At 66.2% G+C, this 20,749-nt stretch carries 2 protein-coding genes and 1 pseudogene (1 of these 3 only partly in view); all 3 read left to right on the top strand.

The window, feature by feature from the left end; all coding sequences use genetic code 11:
• Positions 1 to 1,212, top strand: a pseudogene (locus tag G6N18_RS24960) (condensation domain-containing protein); the annotation flags it as partial.
• On the top strand, positions 1,213 to 10,881 hold the full coding sequence (locus G6N18_RS20460) for a non-ribosomal peptide synthetase (protein WP_163689961.1): 9,669 nt from the start codon (positions 1,213 to 1,215) through the stop codon (positions 10,879 to 10,881). It begins immediately after the preceding pseudogene.
• Positions 10,868 to 20,749, top strand: partial view of a non-ribosomal peptide synthase/polyketide synthase gene (locus tag G6N18_RS20465; protein ID WP_234806163.1) — the beginning only. Its footprint extends 10,320 nt past the window's final position; 9,882 of the gene's 20,202 nt are visible here — the first part of the coding sequence; its start codon is at positions 10,868 to 10,870; its stop codon lies off the right edge, out of view. Before G6N18_RS20460 ends, G6N18_RS20465 begins: the two co-directional genes overlap by 14 nt.

Genomic DNA, 20,749 nt, shown 5'->3' on the forward strand with positions numbered 1-20,749 from the left:
ATGTGGCTCGCGGAAGAGACGGGCCGCGCGGACGCGACGTTACATCTCGGTGGGCTGCTGCGGATCGAGGGTTCGGTCGATGCTGATCTCCTGGAATCGGCGATTCATCGCGTAGTGGGTGAGGCCGAACCACTTAGAGCCGAATTCTTCGAAGTAGCTGGGCAAGTTTTCCAGAAGCCGGTCGATCACCCCGTCGTTGAGCTTCATTGCTATGACCTGCTGCGCTCGCAAGACCCCGTCGATGAGGTGCATCGCTTGGCATCCAGCATCCGGCGGATGCCGATGCCTCTTTCTGGCCCGCTGTTCAAGTTCGCACTGTTGCAGACGCGAGTAGACGAAAACTTCCTATTCGCGTGTTGCCACCACATCGCGGTAGACGGAATCGGGCTTACTCTGGTCTTGCATCGAATCGCAGCTGTTTACTCCGCGGTTGCTGCTGGCGAAGAGATTCCCCCCGCTTTCTTCGGCTCGTTGCGTGACTTGGTTCAATGCGAGGCGGATTACGAAACATCCACGGACTATCTCGATGATCAGGCCTACTGGGCTAGTAATCTTCCTGCCGAAAAGCCACCGACTCATTCCTTAGCGCACGCCGCCGTAACGGGAAGTGATGCCGACGACTTTTCCGCACCGCTTCCGTTGGAGTCGCAGATTCTTGACCGGATCGACGAATTGTCGCGGAATCTGGGCGTACGTCGATCCTCGGTGATCACTGCCGCCTGCGCGCTATTGGTGAGTGGGTACGAGGCCGACCGTTCGGAAGTCGTGCTTGATTTTCCGGTGAGCAGGCGCGTGCGGCCAGAATCACAGACGGTGCCCGGATTGATTTCTGGCGTTGTACCACTCGTCTTGAAAACTCCGGCGGATTCTTCGGTTGCTAGCTTTTGCCGACACGTCAACATCCGAATCCGAGAAGCGCTGCAACATCAACGGTTTCCGGTGCAGACGATGGAGAAGAGAGTGCGCCTCGGCGACTCTGCCCATGCCTCGAATCGGGTCGTCGTCAACATCATTCCCGCAGCGCATATGGGCCATTTCGATGGCGCCTTAGCGACAGGCACCCTGACCAACGCCGGCTTCGGAGACCAGGCCGCGCTGGTCTTCTTCAGGGATGGTGACCAGCTCCACCTCAGCTCTCTTGGTACCGGCCATCCGTCTACGGAACTTCATGTCGCTGAAGTGGCGGATCGGTTGAGTCGCCTTCTGCTGGCGATGACGACCGATCCAGAGCGTCGGCTGTCGTCAATTGACTTGCTCGATGAGCGCGAGCATGCCCGGGTTGACGGGTGGGGCAACCGGGCCCTGCTAACCGCGCCGGCGCCGGAAGGGGTGACGATTCCGGCGGAGTTCGCGGCACAGGTAGCTGCTGTTCCGGAGGCGGTGGCGCTGACGTGTGCGGGCCGTTCGTGGACCTATGCCGAGTTGGATGCGGCATCGAATCGGGTGGCGCACCTGTTGTCCGGGTTGGGGGCGGGTCCGGGGCGCTGTGTGGCGCTGCTCTTTCCGCGTTGTGCCGAGGCGATCGTCGCCATGCTCGGGGTTCTCAAGAGCGGCGCGGCGTACCTGCCGATCGACCCGGCGCACCCGTGGGCGCGCATCGAGTTCATGATTGCCGACGCCGCCCCGATGGCGGCACTGACCACCGCCGAGTTGGCTGACCGGCTGGCCGATAGCGAGTTGGTGGTCATCGATGTCGACGATCCGTCCATCGAGGGTTATCCGGTCACGGCCTTGCCGGAGCCGGCCGCTGATGATTTGGCCTACACGATTTACACCTCGGGCACGACCGGCGTGCCGAAAGGGGTGGCGATCACCCATGCCAACGTAACCCAGTTGATGGGTTCTCTGAATGACGATTGGGCCGCCGCGGGGCAGGTGTGGTCGCAGTGGCATTCGTACAGCTTCGACATCTCGGGGTGGGAAATCTACGGCGCCTTGCTGCATGGGGGGCGGTTGGCGGTGGTGCCCGAGTCGGTGGCTGCATCGCCGGAGGACCTGCGCGCCTTGTTGATCGACGAGCAGGTCAGCGTGTTGTGTCAGACCCCTTCTGCGGTTGGGATGCTGTCGCCGCAGGGGCTGGATGGGGTGACCTTGCTGGTCGGCGGTGAGGTCTGCCCACCGGACGTGGTGGACCGTTGGGCGCCGGGCCGGGTGATGATCAACGAGTACGGCCCGACCGAGGCGACGATGTGGGTGGCGTTGAGCGGGCCGCTGCAGTCGGGCTCCGGGGTGGTGCCGATCGGCGCGCCGCTGCCGGGTGCGGCGTTCTTCGTCCTGGACAGCTGGTTACGTCCGGTACCGCAGGGGATGGTCGGGGAGCTGTATCTGGCTGGGCCGCAGTTGGCGGTGGGGTACGCGCGCCGGGCGTCGTTGACCGCCTCGCGGTTTGTGGCCTGCCCGTTCGCCGGCTCCGACGGGCCCGGGCAACGCATGTATCGCACCGGGGATTTGGTGCGCTGGGGTGCTGACGGACAGCTGCAATACCTGGGTCGTTCTGATGAGCAGGTCAAAATCCGCGGGCATCGCATCGAGATCGGTGAAGTCCAATCCGCGCTCAGCGCCCTGGAGGGAGTGGATCAGGCGGCGGTGATCGTCCGCGAGGACCGCCCGGGCGACAAGCGCCTCGTCGGTTATCTCACCGAGTCGGCAAGCGGGGCGGTGGACCCCACCACTATCCGTGCCGCTCTGGGTGAGCGGCTGCCCAGTTATATGGTGCCTTCGGCGGTGGTATTGATCGATGCGTTGCCGTTGACGGTCAACGGCAAGCTCGACAAGCGGGCGTTGCCGGCACCGGAGTACCCCGACGCCGATCGATACCGCGCTCCGTCCACGCCTACTGAGGACCTTCTGGCCGGCATCTTCGCCGAGGTGTTGGGTGTGGAGCGGGTTGGCGTCGACGACTCGTTCTTCGAGCTGGGTGGAGACTCCCTGCTGGCGATGCGGGTGATCGCGGCAGTCAATACGAGCTTGGACTCGGGGCTTTCGGTACGTGCCTTGTTCGAGGCGCCCACCGTGGCTGAGTTGGCGTCGCGCATCGGCGAGGGGGACGGGCTGGAGCCGTTGGTTGCCGGTCCTCGTCCGACGGTGGTGCCGTTGTCGTTCGCCCAGAAGCGGTTGTGGTTCCTCGATCAGCTGCAAGGGCCTTCGTCGGTTGACAACCTGGCGGTGGCGTTGTGGTTGAAGGGTGACCTCAACATCGAGGCGTTGGGTGCGGCCATTGTTGATGTGGTGGGCCGGCACGAGAGTTTGCGCACGCTGTTCCCGGCCCCGAACGGGGTTCCCCAGCAGTTGGTGGTGCCGGTCGAGGACGCCCAGGTGGGGTGGCAGGTCGTGGATGCCACCGGCTGGCCGCAGAGCCGGCTGGAGCAGGCCGTCGGGGCGGTGGCGCGTCGGCCGTTTGATCTGGCCGCTGAGATTCCGTTGCGGGCAACGCTTTACAAGCTCGGCGATGTTGAGCATGTGTTGGTGGCGGTGGTGCATCACATCGCCGCGGACGGCTGGTCGATCACTCCGCTGGTTCGGGACCTAGATGTGGCTTACGGCGCCCGGTGCGCGGGACACGCGCCCGACTGGGCTCCGCTGCCGGTGCAGTATGTCGACTACACGCTGTGGCAGCGCGCGCAGCTCGGTGATCTCGATGATTCCGACAGCCGGATCGCTGGGCAGCTGGCCTATTGGCAGGACGCGTTGGCCGATATGCCGGAGCGGGTGGAGCTGCCGACTGATCGGCCTTATCCGCCGGTGGCTGATTATCGCGGCGCCAAAGTGGCGGTGCAGTACCCGGTGCAGGTGCAGCAGGCGGTTGCTCGGCTGGCTGGTGAGCACGGCGCGACCAGTTTCATGGTGATGCAGACCGCCCTGGCGGTACTGCTGGCCAAGCTCAGCGCGAGTTCTGATGTGGCGGTGGGCTTCCCGATCGCCGGGCGCCGCGATCGGGCGCTGGAGGAGTTGGTCGGTTTCTTCGTCAACACGTTGGTGTTGCGGGTGGATTTGGCGGGCGATCCGACGGTCGCTGAGGTGCTGGAGCAGGTGCGGCAGCGCAGCCTGGCCGCTTTCGAACATCAGGATGTGCCGTTTGAAGCGTTGGTGGAGCAGCTCAATCCGACTCGGAGCTTGAACCATCATCCACTGGTGCAGGTGCTGTTGGCCTGGCAGAACAATGTCGCCGGAGAATTCCGGTTGGGTGACGTAGGGGTCACACCACTGCCCGCCGACACCCAGACCGCCCGCGTCGATTTGACGTTTTCGTTGGCAGAACGTTGGAGTGAGGCTGGGCAGCCCGCCGGGATCGGCGGGGATGTCGAATTCCGCACCGACGTGTTCGACGCCGCGAGCGTCGAAGCGTTGGTTGAGCGGTTGCAGCGGGTGGTCGTGGCGCTTTGCGCTGATCCGTCACGCCGGTTGTCGTCGATCGATGTCCTCGATGACCATGAACATGCCCAGCTGCAGGGCTGGGGCAATCGAGCAGCGTTGACCCAGCCGGTGTCCGCTTCATTGTCGATCCCGGCGCTGTTCGCCGCCCAAGTGGCTCGCGCTCCGGAGGCAATCGCCATCACTTACGGTGCGCGCTCATGGACTTACCGCGAGCTCGATGAAGCCGCGAACCGGATGGCGCATCTCTTGAGCGGTCACGGGGTGGAACCCGGAAAACGGGTGGCACTGCTGTTGAGGCGGTCACCCGAGGCTGTGGCTTCGATTCTTGCCGTGCTGAAGACCGGGGCGGCTTATCTGGCGATCGACCCAGGGCAACCGGCGGCGCGGATGCATTTCATGCTCGCCGATGCCGCTCCGGCGGCCGCGATAACCACCGCTGGCCTGGCCGACCGGCTGAATGGCCATGACTTGCTGGTCATCAACATCGATGACCCTGTTCTCGATGGACAACCGGGCACCTCACTGCCGGCGCCGAACCCACACGATGTGGCCTACCTCATCTACACCTCGGGTACCACCGGAGTGCCCAAGGGAGTGGCCGTCCCGCACGTGAACGTGACCCAACTGCTGGACTCCTTGGATGCAGATCTGAATATGTCGCCGGGCCAGGTGTGGACGCAATGTCACTCCTTGGCCTTCGACTTCTCGGTCTGGGAGATCTTCGGTGCGCTACTGCACGGAGGTCGGTTGGTAGTGGTGCCCGATTCGATGGCCGCCTCGCCGCAAGACCTGCACGCCTTGCTGGTCAGGGAACAGGTGAATGTCCTGAGTCAAACCCCGTCGGCGTTCTACGCGTTGGAAACTGCGGATGCGTTGGCACCTGAGCTCGGGCAACAGCTCAAACTGGAGACAGTGATATTCGGTGGCGAAGCGCTTGAACCGCACCGTCTTGCGCCTTGGCTTCGAAACCACCCCGGTCTCCCCCAGCTGATCAACATGTATGGCATCACAGAGACCACGGTGCACGCCTCCTTCCGCGAGATCGTCGACGACGATGCCGACAGCGCCGTTAGCCCGATCGGATTGCCGCTGGCCCATCTCGGCTTCTTTGTGTTGGACGGCTGGTTGCGGCCGGTTCCGCCTGGTGTGGTCGGAGAGTTGTATGTGGCCGGTCACGGTGTGGCTTTTGGATATGTGCAGAGAGCTGGGCTGACTGCGACGCGGTTCGTGGCGTGTCCGTTCGCCGGCGTCGGTGTGCGGATGTATCGCACCGGCGATCTGGTGCGCTGGGGTGCTGACGGACAGCTGCAGTACCTGGGTCGTTCTGATGAGCAGGTCAAAATCCGCGGGTACCGCATCGAGCTCGGCGAGGTGCAGGCAGCGCTGAGTGCGCTCGACGGCGTGCACCAGTCGGCGGTGATCGTCCGCGAGGACCGTCCGGGTGACAAGCGGCTGGTGGCTTATGTCGCCGGGACTGCTGACTCGGTCGAGATGCGCAACGCGCTTGCCGAGCGCCTGCCGACTTACATGGTGCCTGCGGCGGTGGTGGTCGTGGACGCCCTGCCGCTCACTCACAACGGCAAGCTCGACAAGCGCGCCCTGCCGGCGCCGGAATACGCTGATGGCGATCAGTACCGGGCGCCGGCCGACGCCGTCGAGGAGATTCTGGTCGGTATCTACGCCCAGGTGCTCGGGTTGGAGCGAGTGGGGATCGATGACTCGTTCTTCGAGTTGGGCGGGGATTCACTGTCGGCCATGCGGGTGGTCGCCGCGGTCAATGCCAGCCTGGGCGTCGATCTTGGGGTGCGAACCCTCTTCGAGGCGCCCACGGTGGCCAGGTTGGTGTCGCGCATCGGCGCGGACGAGGGGCTGGCGCCGTTGGTCCCGGTGGAGCGCCCTGCGGTGGTGCCGTTGTCGTTCGCGCAGAACCGGTTGTGGTTCATCGATCAGTTGCAGGGCCCGTCTGCGATTTACAACCTGGCGGTTGCGTTGCAGTTGGATGGGCGGCTGAATCCCCAGGCGCTGGGCGCTGCCTGGGTTGATGTGGTGGGCCGGCACGAGAGTTTGCGCACGCTGTTCCCGGCCCCGAACGGGGTTCCCCAGCAGTTGGTGGTGCCGGTCGAGGACGCCCAGGTGGGGTGGCAGGTCGTGGATGCCACCGGCTGGCCGCAGAGCCGGCTGGAGCAGGCCGTCGGGGCGGTGGCGCGTCGGCCGTTTGATCTGGCCGCTGAGATTCCGTTGCGGGCAACGCTTTACAAGCTCGGCGATGTTGAGCATGTGTTGGTGGCGGTGGTGCATCACATCGCCGCGGACGGCTGGTCGATCACTCCGCTGGTTCGGGACCTAGATGTGGCTTACGGCGCCCGGTGCGCGGGACACGCGCCCGACTGGGCTCCGCTGCCGGTGCAGTATGTCGACTACACGCTGTGGCAGCGCGCGCAGCTCGGTGATCTCGATGATTCCGACAGCCGGATCGCTGGGCAGCTGGCCTATTGGCAGGACGCGTTGGCCGATATGCCGGAGCGGGTGGAGCTGCCGACTGATCGGCCTTATCCGCCGGTGGCTGATTATCGCGGCGCCAAAGTGGCGGTGCAGTACCCGGTGCAGGTGCAGCAGGCGGTTGCTCGGCTGGCTGGTGAGCACGGCGCGACCAGTTTCATGGTGATGCAGACCGCCCTGGCGGTACTGCTGGCCAAGCTCAGCGCGAGTTCTGATGTGGCGGTGGGCTTCCCGATCGCCGGGCGCCGCGATCGGGCGCTGGAGGAGTTGGTCGGTTTCTTCGTCAACACGTTGGTGTTGCGGGTGGATTTGGCGGGCGATCCGACGGTCGCTGAGGTGCTGGAGCAGGTGCGGCAGCGCAGCCTGGCCGCTTTCGAACATCAGGATGTGCCGTTTGAAGCGTTGGTGGAGCAGCTCAATCCGACTCGGAGCTTGAACCATCATCCGCTGGTGCAGGTGCTGTTGGCCTGGCAGAACAATGTCGCCGGAGAATTCCGGTTGGGTGACGTAGGGGTCACACCACTGCCCGCCGACACCCAGACCGCCCGCGTCGATTTGACGTTTTCGTTGGCAGAACGTTGGAGTGAGGCTGGGCAGCCCGCCGGGATCGGCGGGGATGTCGAATTCCGCACCGACGTGTTCGACGCCGCGAGCGTCGAAGCGTTGGTTGAGCGGTTGCAGCGGGTGGTCGTGGCGCTTTGCGCTGATCCGTCACGCCGGTTGTCGTCGATCGATGTCCTCGATGACCATGAACATGCCCAGCTGCAGGGCTGGGGCAATCGAGCAGCGTTGACCCAGCCGGTGTCCGCTTCATTGTCGATCCCGGCGCTGTTCGCCGCCCAAGTGGCTCGCGCTCCGGAGGCAATCGCCATCACTTACGGTGCGCGCTCATGGACTTACCGCGAGCTCGATGAAGCCGCGAACCGGATGGCGCATCTCTTGAGCGGTCACGGGGTGGAACCCGGAAAACGGGTGGCACTGCTGATGGAGCGCTCGGCCGAGGCGGTCATGGCGATTCTTGCCGTGCTAAAGACCGGGGCGGCTTACGTGCCGATTGACCCGACGCATCCGGATGCGCGCATCGAGTTCGTCCTGAAGGACGCTGCGCCGACGGTCGTCCTGACTACCACCGACCGTCGCTCGCGGCTGGCCGATCACGATCAGCTGGTGGTCGTCGATGTCGATGACCCCGCTGTTGACAGCCATCCGGGCACCGTGCTGCCATTACCGGCGCCCGACGATATCGCTTATCTGATTTACACCTCGGGGACCACGGGAACCCCGAAGGGTGTTGCGGTTGCGCACCGCAACGTAGTTCAGCTCCTGGAGACGCTCGAGGCTGATGTGCCGGCGGCGGGGGTGTGGTCGCAATGCCATTCGTTGGCCTTCGACTTCTCGGTGTGGGAGGTCTTCGGGGCGCTGCTGAGCGGCGGTCGGCTGGTGATGGTGCCCGATGCGGTGGTGCGCTCCCCGGAGGACCTGCACGCGTTGTTGGTCGGTGAGCAGGTCAGTGTCCTCAGCCAGACCCCGTCGGCGTTCTATGCCCTGCAGGCCGCTGATGGGCTGGCGCCCGAGTTGGGTGATCAGCTGAAGCTGGAGACGGTGGTCTTCGGCGGGGAGGCGCTCGAGCCTTCGCGTCTCGGTGGCTGGTTGGATCGGCATCCGCAGCAGCCGCGGCTGTTGAACATGTATGGCATCACCGAGACAACGGTGCACGCCTCGGTGCGCGAGATCGTCGCCGCCGACGCCCATGCCGTGGTCAGCCCGATCGGGGTGCCGTTGGCGCACTTGGGCTTTTTCGTGTTGGACGCGTGGTTGCGTCCGGTGCCAGCCGGGGTGGTCGGTGAGTTGTATGTGGCCGGCGCCGGGGTGGCCGAGGGCTATGTCGGCCGGGCGGGGCTGACCGGCTCACGGTTTGTGGCGTGCCCGTTCGGCGATGCCGGCGCGCCTGGGACGCGGATGTATCGCACCGGGGATCTGGCGTCCTGGGGCGCCGATGGGCAGCTTCGCTACGTGGGCCGCGCTGACGAGCAGGTCAAGATCCGCGGATATCGCATCGAACTCGGTGAGGTGCAGGCAGCGCTGGCCGCCCTTGAGGGAGTGGATCAGGCGGCGGTGATGGTGCGTGAGGACCGCCCCGGCGACAAACGACTGGTCGGCTACGTCACCGGCGCCGCCGATGTGAGCGGAATTCGTGCGAAGCTCGGTGAGCGATTGCCGGCTTACATGGTGCCGGCGGCGGTGGTGGCGCTGGATGCGTTGCCTATCACGTCCAACGGCAAGCTCGACAAGCGCGCGCTCCCGGCGCCCGAGTACACGGATGTGGACCGCTACCGCCCCCCCGCCAGCGCTACCGAGGAGGTTCTCGCGGGCATCTTCGCCCAGGTGCTGGGGCTGGAGCAGGTCGGGGTCGACGAGTCGTTCTTCGAGTTGGGCGGGGACAGCATTCTGTCGATGCAGGTGGTGGCCCGCGCTCGGGCGGCCGGTGTGGTGTGTCGGCCCCGCGACATTTTCGTCGAACAGACGGTGGCTCGGCTGGCGCAGGTGGCCACGGTCTCGGACGGCGAGACCCAGGTGGTCGATGAGGGGATCGGACCGGTGACGGCTACCCCCATCATCAGGTGGCTCGAAAGCGTGGACGGTCCGACTGACCAATTCAATCAGACTGTGCTGCTTCAGGCTCCTGCCGGAGTGGGCGAGGCCGATGTCGTGGCCTTGCTGCAGGCGTTGGTCGACCGGCACGCCATGTTGCGGCTGCGCGTCGCCGACACAGCTGGCGAGGGATGGTCGTTGTACGTGCCCGAAGCCGGGTCGGTGGACGCCGGCGAGTGCCTGCACACCGTCGATGCGCTGTCCGACGAGGCGCTGGCCAAGGTGCGTTCGCGATTGAGTCCTGTCAGCGGGGCGATGTTCGGTGCGCTTTGGGTCGCCGCGACTGGCCAACTCGCCTTGGTTATCCACCACCTGGTCGTCGACGGGGTTTCATGGCGGATCCTGTTGGAGGATCTCAACATCGCCTGGCGCCAACATCGCGCCGGGCAGCCGATCGCCTTGCCGGTGGGCGGGACGTCGTTTGCCCGATGGGCGTCACTGCTGGCAGAGCACGCCCAAGATGCAGAGGTGGTGGCCAAGACCGCCGCGTGGCGGCAGGTGGCGGGGGTCCCGTCGCGCCTGCCCGCGGTGCAGCCGACGGTGGACACCTTTGCCGCAGCTGGGCGCTTGTCGGTGGAGTTGGACGTCGAGACGACCCGGATGCTGTTGGGCGAGGTGCCGACGGCGTTCCACGCCGGGGTCCACGAAGTCCTGTTGATCGGGTTCGGCTTGGCGGTCGCGGAGTTCTTGGGTAGCGGTCTCGCGCCGGTCAGTATCGACGTGGAAGGCCATGGCCGCGATGGGGACCTGGCCGAAGAGGCGGACCTGTCACGCACGGTGGGCTGGTTCACCACCAAGTACCCGGTGGCGTTGAGCGTCGGGGGACTGGACTGGTCACGAGTCAGCGCCGGAGGGACGTCGCTGGGCGCGCTGGTCAAAGACGCCAAGGAGCAACTGCGCGAACTGCCGGACGGATTGTCTTACGGCCTGCTGCGTTATCTGAATCCAGACGCCGAGCTGCCCGACTCCGACCCGGCTATCGGGTTCAACTACCTCGGACGCCTCGGCGCGGCGGCCGCCGAGAGTTCCGACGACCTTTGGCGGATGAGCCACGACGGCATGTCGTTGACCGGTGTCGCTTCGGACATCCCGATGCCACTGATCCACACCGTGGAGCTCAACGCGGCCACCGTCGATACCGACAGCGGCCCTCAGCTGCAGGCGAACTGGACGTGGGCGCCCTCAGCGCTGGGCGAGGCGGACGTTATTCGGTTGAGTAGCTTGTGGTTTGAGGCTCTCGACGGAATCTGCCAACATGTCAGGGGCGGCGGAGGCGGGTTGACCCCCTCCGATATCGCCGTCAACCTCAACCAACAACAGATCGAGGAGCTTCAGCGGCAATATGCAAATCGCTGACATCCTGCCGCTGACTCCCCTACAGCACGGTTTGCTCTTTCATGCCGGCGCGGCGCCGGACCTGAGCGACGACGTGTATGCGGTGCAGTTCGACATCACCGTGCGCGGTGCTCTCGACGAGGACCGGCTACGTGATGCGGTGAACAGGGTGGCGGCCCGGCACCCAAATGTGTTGGCCCGCTTTTCAGAACAGTTCGGCCAGCCGGTGCAGATCATCCCGGCCGATCCAGAGGTTCCTTGGCACTACATCGACCTTCGCGACAGCCATTCAGATCTGGATGTGGAGATCGAGGCGATCTGTGCCAGGGAACGCGTCGCAATCCGCCACCTCGCCGACGACCCGGTCTTCCGGGTGGCGTTGATTCGTACCGCACCTGATCAGCACCGGTTCGTGCTCACCAATCACCACATCGTGCTCGATGGCTGGTCGATGCCGATCCTGCTGCGCGAAATCTTCGCAAGCTATTACGGGTGGCGCCTGCCTCCGGCCACGCCGTACCGCAGGTTCGTCACCTGGCTGGCCGACCGGGACCGCGAAGCAGCCCTCGCGGCCTGGCGTGAGGTCTTGACCGGTTTCGAGACCCCGACGTTGGTGGGTCCCCCGGATCGGTTGGAGCTTCGCAGTCGAGGTGTTTCCGAGCATCGGCTGCCTAAGTCGATGACACAGGCCCTGACCGAGTTGGCGCGCTCGCGGCACACCACTGTCAACGTCGTGCTGCAGGGCGCATGGGCGTTGCTCCTCGGCTCGCTGACTGGTCAGCATGATGTTGCCTTCGGTACGGCGGTCTCGGGCCGGCCAGCTGAGGTGCTCGGCGCGGAATCGATGGTCGGGTTGTTGATCAACACGGTGCCGGTTCGGGTGAACGTCACGTCGACCACCACCACAGTCGAGCTGCTCGACCAGCTGCAGAGCGCTCACAACCGCACGCTCGAGCACCAGCACCTGGCGCTCAACGAGATGCACCGCATCGCCGGTCATGACAAACTCTTCGACACTCTTCTGGTCTACGAGAACTATCCGATCGACACGGCCGCTTTGTCGGGTGACCATGAGTTGGCGATCACCGAGTTCCAGACCCGCGAATACAACCATTATTCGCTGACGCTTCAGGCCGTCCCGGGCGATGAGCTCACTCTTCGGGTGGAATTCGCCGCTGACGTATTCGACGACGAAAGAATCCAGACGCTGATCGAGCGGTTCGGACGCGTGTTGGCGTCGATGGCAGCCGACCCGACGCGGCGGTTGTCGACGATCGACCTGCTCGACGCCGGTGAGCACGCCCGCCTGGATCAAATCGGTAACACCGCAGTGTTGACCCAGCCCGCGTCTCCGGTCTCGATCCCGGCGTTGTTCGCCGCACAGGTGGCGCTGACGCCGGAGGCGGTGGCGCTGACTCATCGGGGCCGCTCGATTACCTACCGGGAGTTGGACGAAGCCGCGAACCGGTTGGCACATCTGCTGGCTGCCAATGGAGCGGGCCCCGGACGATGCGTGGCACTGCTTTTCAACCGGTCGGCTGAGGCGATCGTGGCCATCCTGGCGGTACTCAAGGCCGGGGCGGCTTATCTGCCGATCGATCCGAAACTACCGACGGCCCGGATCGGGTTCATGATCCAGGACGCCGCACCGGTCGCCGGTGTCACCACCACCGAGTTTGCCGAGCGACTGACCGCTCACGCGTTGCCGGTGGTCGACGTCGACGATCCCCGCGTCGAGACCTGTCCCGGCACCGCACTGCCGGCACCCGCAGCCGATGACCTCGCGCACATCATCTACACCTCCGGCACCACCGGCACACCGAAGGGCGTGGCGGTCACCCATTCCAACGTCACCCGGCTCTTCGACGGAATGGAGGTCGGGGTGCAGTTGGCCCCTGAGCAGGTCTGGACACAGACTTCGTCTCTGGTCTTCGACTTCTCGGTGTGGGAGATCTGGGGAGCGTTGCTGCACGGCGGCCGGCTCGTGGTGGTGCCCGAGGACGTGGCCCGCTCGCCGGAAGACTTCCATGCGCTACTGGTGACCGAGCGGGTCAGCGTGTTGAGTCAGACCCCCTCTGCGGTCGCAGCCCTGTCTCCGCAGGGCCTGGAGTCGGTCGCGCTGATGGCGGCAGGGGAGGCGTGCCCTCCCGGCGTGGTGGACCAGTGGGCGCCCGATCGGGTGATGATCAACGGGTACGGCCCTACGGAGACCACCGTGTACGCCACGATCAGCGCGCCGCTCCGGGTGGGGTCGAGTGTGGTGCCGATCGGCCTGCCGGTGCCGGGTACCGCGCTGTTCGTGCTCGACGGCTGGTTGCGGCCCGTGCCGCGCGGTGAGGTCGGTGAGTTGTATGTGGCCGGTCGCGGAGTGGCGTGCGGTTACGTGCGCCGGGCCGGGCTGACCGCGTCGCGGTTCGTGGCTTGCCCGTTCGTCGGTTCCGGTGCGCCCGGGCAACGCATGTATCGCACCGGGGATCTGGTGCGCTGGGGTGCCGACGGGCAGCTGCAATATCTGGGCCGCATCGATGAGCAGGTCAAGATCCGTGGGTACCGGATCGAGCTCGGGGAGATACAGGCCGCCCTGGCCGCGTTGGACGGCGTGGAGCATGCAGCGGTCATCGTGCGCGAGGACCGCCCCGGCGACAAGCGTCTGGTCGGTTACGTCACCGGGACGACTGATTCGGCCGAGCTTCGCAACGCCCTTGCGCAGCGCCTGCCCGCCTACATGGTGCCGACGGCGGTGGTGGTGCTCGAGTCGCTGCCGTTGACGGTCAACGGCAAACTCGACAAACGCGCCCTGCCGGCACCGGAATACCAGGGCATCGACACTTACCGCGCACCCACCGACCCAGTCGAGGAAGTCCTGGCCGACATCTACGCCGAAATCCTCGGAGTGGAGCGAGTCGGGGTTGACGAGTCCTTCTTCGAACTGGGCGGAGACAGCATCCTGTCGATGCAGGTCGCGGCAAGAGCACGCGCAGCGGGCTTGCAGTGTCGGCCGCGCGACATCTTCGTCGAACAGACGGTGGCCCGACTGGCCAGGGTGGCTCGCGCGACCACCGGCGACGCCGAGGTCATCGTCGAGGGCCTGGGGAAGATCCCTGCGACACCCATCATCCACTGGCTGGCCCGCGTCGACGGTCCGGTCGATCAGTTCAACCAGACGGTCGTCGCGCAGGCCCCGGCGGAAGTGGCCGAGGCCGACGTGGTGACGCTGTTGCAGGCGCTCTTGGACCGGCATGCCATGCTGCGGCTGCGCGTCGACGACGACGGAGCCGGGAACTGGTCACTCACCGTGCCAGAGGCGGGGTCGGTCGATGCCGCTACGTGCCTGCGCACCGTCGACTCGTTGTCTTCCGAAGCTCTGGTCGAGGCGCGCTCACGGTTGGACCCGGCTGCGGGCGTCATGCTCGGAGCCCTGTGGGTTACTTCCACTTCTCAGCTGGTATTGGTCGCACACCACCTGGCCGTCGACGGGGTGTCCTGGCGGGTCCTGTTGGAGGACCTCAACATAGCTTGGGCGCAGCGTCGCGGCGGCCAGCCGGCGGAGTTGCCGGCGGGCGGGACGTCGTTCGCCCGGTGGGCCTCGCTGCTGACGGAGTACGCGCACAACCCGGACGTGGTGCAGCAGGCACAGACGTGGCGGCAGGTGGCGGCGGCCCCTGCGGTGTTGCCGGCGGCGCAGCCGGCGATCGACACGTTCGCGACGGCGGGGCGCATTTCGTTGTCGCTGGAGGAGCCGACCACTCGTATGCTGCTCGGGGAAGTGCCGACGGCATTCCATGCGGGCGTGAACGACATTTTGTTGATCGCATTCGGCCTGGCACTGGCTGAGTTCTTCGCCGCTGACGGCCACCCGATCGGTATCGACGTGGAGGGCCACGGGCGGCACGAGGAGATCGCCCCCGATGTCGACCTGTCGCGCACGGTCGGCTGGTTCACCACCAAATACCCGGTGGCGCTGACAGTCAGCGGGCTGGACTGGGCGCAGGTGACTGCCGGTGAGGCAGCGCTGGGCGCGGCGATCAAGAACGCCAAAGAGCAGCTGCGCGCACTGCCCGACGGGTTGACCTACGGGGTATTGCGGTATCTGAACGCCGACGTCGAGCTGGCAGGTTCCGACCCCACGATCGGCTTCAACTATCTGGGTCGGATGGGCGCTTCGGCCGCTGAGACTGCTGGCGGAACGTGGCGAATGAGCCAGGACGGCTTGTCATCGACCGCCGCGGCCGCAGACATCCCGATGCCGTTGATGCACACGCTCGAGTTGAACGCCGCCACCGTCGATGGCGAAACCGGCCCGCAACTGCACGCCAACTGGACGTGGGCGCCCTCGGCGCTCGATGACGTACAGGTCAGCCGACTGAGCCGGTTGTGGTTCGAGGCTTTGGCCGGTATCTGCGCGCATGTCAGCGCCGGCGGCGGCGGACTGACGCCCTCCGATATCGCACCGGCCCGCCTGACCCAGCAGCAGCTGGACGACCTCCACCAGCAGCATGCGATCGCCGACATCTTGCCGCTGAGCCCGTTGCAGCAGGGGCTGCTGTTCCATTCCGAGGGTGCGCAGGTCACCGAAGACGTCTATGCGGTGCAGCTGGAGATCGCCATCAATGGGCCGCTCGATCGCCACCGGCTGCATGAGGCGGTGCAAACGGTGGCGAACCGGCATCCGCACCTCTCGGCCAGGTTCTGCTCGCAGTTCGACGAGCCCGTTCAGATCATTCCGGCTGACCCGGCCGTGCCGTGGCGGTATGTCGAGCTGAGTGCCGTCGACGCGGATATCACCGAACAGCTTGAGGCGGTGTGTGCCGCCGAACGCGCTGCGGTCTGCGACCTCGCCCACCAGCCGGCCTTCCAAGGGGCTCTGCTCCGCACCGCCGAAGACCGGTATCGGTTCGTGCTGACGTTCCATCACATCGTCGTGGACGGCTGGTCGCTCCCGATCCTGCTGCGAGAAATCTTCGCCGGCTATTACGGTCAGCCGTTACCCCCGGCGGCACCGTACCGCAACTTCATCAGCTGGCTCACCCGTCGGGACCACGACGCCGCCCGGGTGGCCTGGGGTGAAGTGTTTGCCGGCTTCGAGACTCCCACCATGGTGGGCCCGCCTGATCAGTTGCTGCGAGGCAAGCGAAGCGTCGCGTCGTTTCGGGTGTCAGCGCACACCACGCGGGCCGTCGGCGACTTGGCGCGCGCGCTGCACACCACGGTCAGCACTGTGCTGCAGGGCGCGTTCGCGCAGCTGCTGAGCTCGTTGACCGGTCAGCATGACGTCGCGTTCGGTACCGCGGTCTCGGGGCGTCCGGATGAGGTGGTCGGCGCGGACTCGATGGTGGGCCTACTGATCAACACGGTGCCGGTGCGGGCCGACATCACGTCGGCGACCACCACCGCAGACCTGCTCGAACAACTGCAGAGCGCTTACAACCGCACGCTGGAACACCAGCACCTTGCGCTCAACGAGATTCACCGGATCACCGGTCACGACCAGTTGTTCGACACCATGTTCGTCTACGAGAACTATCCGGTCGACACCGCCGCATTGGAAGCCGACCATGAATTGGCCATCCCCGAATTCGCGAGCCGCGAATACAACCACTATCCGCTGACTGTGCAAGCCATCCCGGGTGACGAGATAGGCCTTCGCGTCGAATACGACACCGATGTGTTTGACGCGCGAGGCATTCAGGCTCTCATCGACCGGCTGGAGCGGCTCCTGATGGAGATGACCGCCGATCCGCGGCGGCGGCTCTCGTCGGTGGACGTGCTCGACCCCGATGAGCACGCCCGCCTTGACGAGTTCGGTAACCGCGCGGTTCTGGCGTGGCCCCGCGCGCGGGGGTCGTCCATCGTCGAATTGTTCGCGGCGTGGGCGGCGGAGACGCCGGATGCGGTCGCGCTGGTATGCGGCGAGCGTTCGTGGACCTACCGGGAGCTCGAGCTTGCGGCCAACCAGCTCGCGCAGCTGCTCGCCGGCCGAGGGGCCGGTCCCGGACAGTGCGTCGCGGTGTTGTTCAACCGGTCCGCCGAGGCAGTGGTCGCGATCCTGGCAGTGCTCAAAACCGGTGCGGCCTATCTGCCGATCGATCCTTCCCTGCCCGAGGCTCGCATCGGATTCATAGTTGCCGATGCGGGGCCGGTGGCCGCGATCACCACCGCCGGTTTGGCCGACCGGCTGGACGGCCATGGAGTGGCGGTCATCGACGTCGACGACCCCGCCGTCGACGACCAGCCCAGCACCGCACCGCGGTCGCCGGCTCCCGACGACATCGCCTACGTGATCTACACGTCCGGGACCACCGGCACCCCCAAGGGCGTGGCGGTCACCCACCGCAACGTCACCCAGCTGCTGGCGTCACCAGATGAGGCCCTACCGGCCGTCGGGGTGTGGGCGCAGTGCCACACCCTGGCCTTCGACGTGTCGGTGTGGGAGATCTTCGGGGCTTTGCTGCGCGGTGGCCGCCTGGTGGTGGTGTCCGAAGAGGTGACGGGCTCGCCGGAGAGCTTCCAAGAGGTGCTGGCAGCAGAGCAAGTCAGCGTGCTCACCGAGACTCCGTCTGCGGTCAGTGTGCTCTCACCTGAGAAATTGGCCTCGATGGCGTTGGTCGTCGTGGGTGAGGCTTGCTCGGCCGAGGTAGTGGACCGGTGGGCACCGGGGCGCCGCATGGTCAACGCTTACGGGCCCACCGAGACCACGATGTGTGTGGCGATCAGCGCGCCGCTCACACCGGGAGCGCAGGCCGTGCCGATCGGCTCGCCCGTGGCCGGCGCGGCGCTGTTCGTGTTGGACAACTGGTTGCGCCCAGTGCCAGAGGGCGTGGTCGGAGAGTTGTACGTGGCCGGCGACGGCGTGGCGACCGGTTACGTGCGTCGGCTGGGGCTGACGGCGTCGCGCTTCGTCGCGTGCCCGTTCGGTGGCGCGGGAGCGCCAGGACAAAGGATGTATCGCACCGGGGATCTGGTGAGTTGGCGCGCGGATGGGCAGCTGGACTATCTGGGCCGCGCTGATGAGCAGGTCAAGATCCGCGGTTACCGCATCGAGCTCGGTGAGGTGCAGGCCTCGTTGGCGGCGCTCGAAGGCGTCGAGCAGGCGGCGGTGATCGCCCGCAAGGACCGCCCCGGCGACAAGCGTCTCGTCGGCTATGTCACCGGCTCGGTCGACTCGGCCGAGCTTCGGGCCACGCTGGCCGAGCGGCTGCCGGCCTACATGGTTCCCGCAGCGGTCGTCGTGCTGGACGCGCTGCCGCTCACGGTCAACGGCAAACTCGACACGCGCGCCTTGCCGGCGCCCGAGTTCAGCGACACCGATCGTTACCGTGCCCCGGCGAACCTCACCGAGGAGATCCTCGCCGGGATCTACGCCAAGGTCCTGGGCGTGGAGCGCGTTGGGGTCGACGACTCGTTCTTCGATCTCGGCGGCGACTCGCTGTCGGCGATGCGCCTGGTGGCCGCCGTCAACGCCAGCATGGACGCCCAGCTCTCAGTGCGCACTCTGTTCGAGGCGCGCACGGTGGCAGAGCTGGCGCACCAGATCGGAGCTGATGAGGGCGGGCTGGAGCCGCTGGTGCCGGGTGAACGGCCCGATGTCGTGCCGCTTTCGTTCGCCCAGAGCAGGTTGTGGTTCCTGGACCAGCTGCAGGGGCCGTCGCCGGTCTACAACATGGCGCATTCGTTACGTCTGAACGGCAAGCTCGACGCTGCTGCTCTGGCTGCGGCGCTGGCCGATGTAGTGGCGCGCCATGAAAGTCTGCGCACGATCTTCCCGGCGCCTGCGGGTGTGCCCCAGCAGGTAGTGGTTCCGGTCGAGCAGGCCGACTTCGGCTGGCAGATCGTGGACGCCACGGGCTGGTCGCCGGACCGGCTGCATGAAGCGATCAGCGAGACGGCGCGCCACACCTTCGACCTCGCCACCGAGATCCCGGTGCGGGCGCGGCTCCTGCGCGTCGGCGAAGAAGAACACGTGCTCGTTGCCGCGGTGCACCACATCGCGGCCGACGGCGTCTCGATCGGCCCGCTGCTGAGGGATCTGCGGGCGGCTTACACCAGCCGATGTGTGGGTCAGGCCCCCGACCTGGCGCCGTTGGCGGCGCAGTACGTCGACTTCACGCTGTGGCAGCGCGCGCAGCTGGGTGATCTGGCCGATCCTCAGAGCCGCATCACCGCCCAACTCGCCTATTGGGAGCAGGCCCTGGCCGGGATGCCCGACCGGCTGGTGCTACCCACCGACAGGCCTTATCCGGCGGTTGCCGATTACAGCGGCGCTCGAGTGCTGGTCGACTGGTCGCCGGAACTGCAGCATCGGGTGGCTCGGGTGGCCCGTGAGCACAACGCGACGAGTTTCATGGTCGTCCAGGCCGCACTGGTGGCTTTGTTGTCGAAGGTCAGCACCAGTCATGACGTGGCAGTCGGCTTCTCGATCGCCGGCCGGCGCGATCCCGTGTTGGACGAGCTGGTCGGCTTCTTCGTCAACACCCTGGTGTTGAGGGCCGACTTGGGCGGCGACCCGAGTGTCTCCGAGCTGTTGGCTCAGGTGCGCGCCCGCAGCTTGGCTGCGTACGAGCACCAGGACGTGCCGTTCGAGATGCTCGTCGAGCGGCTCAAGCCCACCCGGAGCCTCGCCCATCACCCGCTGGTGCAGGTGCTGTTGGCCTGGCAGACCCTGCCCGGCCAGCAGAACGGCCCCGCCCGGCTGGCCCTCGGTGATGTACAGATCACCCCGACGAGCCTCGACACCCACACCGCCCGTACAGACCTCGCATTCCACCTCGGCGAGCGCTGGACCGAGGCGGGTGAACCGGCCGGGCTCGGCGGAGACGTCGAATTCCGCACCGACGTGTTCGACGCGGCCAGCATCGAGCTCTTGATCGAGCGGCTGCGGCGGATGTTGCTGGCGCTGACCGCGGACCCGGCGGAGCGGTTGTCGTCCGTCGATGTGCTCGACGACGCGGAGCACGCGCGACTCGCGGAGTGGGGTAACAAGGCGGCGCTGACCCAGCCCGCGTCCGAGTCGGGTTCAATTCCGGAATCTTTTGCCGCGCAGGTGCAGCGGTCACCGTCGTCAGTGGCGATCAGCGGCGACGGTCGCTCGCTGACGTATCTGGAGGCTGATCAGGCGTCCAACCGGTTGGCGCATCTGCTGGCCGGCCGCGGAGCGGGACCGGGTCAACGGGTTGCCTTGATGTTGCCGCGGTCGGTCGACGCGATCGTGGCGATCCTGGCGGTGCTCAAGACCGGGGCGGCTTATGTGCCGCTCGACCCGGCGCATCCCGATGCTCGGATCCGGTTCGTCATCGGCGATGCCGCTCCCGCAGCGGTGATCACCACGGCGGATCTCCGTCCGCGTCTGGACGGGCACGACCTGTTGGTCGTCGACGTCGATGACCCCGCTCTGGGCAGCCAACCCGACGCCGCGCTTCCGTCGCCGGCCGCCGAGGACATCGCGTACCTCATCTACACCTCCGGTACCACCGGAACACCCAAGGGTGTCGCGGTCGCCCACCGTAACGTGACCCGGCTGCTGCAGGCCTTGGACGCTCAGGTGCCGCCTGGCGGCGTGTGGTCCCAGTGTCACTCCCTGGCGTTCGACTTCTCCGTCTGGGAGATGTTTGGTGCGCTGCTCGGAGGCGGACGCCTCGTGGTGGTGCCCGACGAGGTGGTGCGGTCGCCAGAAGAGTTGTACTCGTTGCTGATCGCCGAGCAGGTCACGGTCCTGAGCCAGACCCCTTCGGCGTTCTATGCGCTACAGACCGTCGACGCGCAGCACTCCTGGCAAGACGCGGCCACGGCGTGGGAAAATCAGGTGAGTCGCTGGCTCGGCTTCAGCGCGTCCCAAGCGCAGGAGTCGGGTGGTCAGCTCGCGCTGCAAAGGGTCGTGTTCGGCGGGGAAGCG

The sequence above is a fragment of the Mycolicibacterium celeriflavum genome, from assembly GCF_010731795.1.
In the GTDB taxonomy this organism is placed as follows: domain Bacteria; phylum Actinomycetota; class Actinomycetes; order Mycobacteriales; family Mycobacteriaceae; genus Mycobacterium; species Mycobacterium celeriflavum.

Coding starts and splice junctions, on each gene's coding strand:
- G6N18_RS20460 (WP_163689961.1), top strand. CDS start 1,213: ATGACGACCGATCCAGAGCGTCGGCTGTCGTCAATTGACTTGCTCGAT.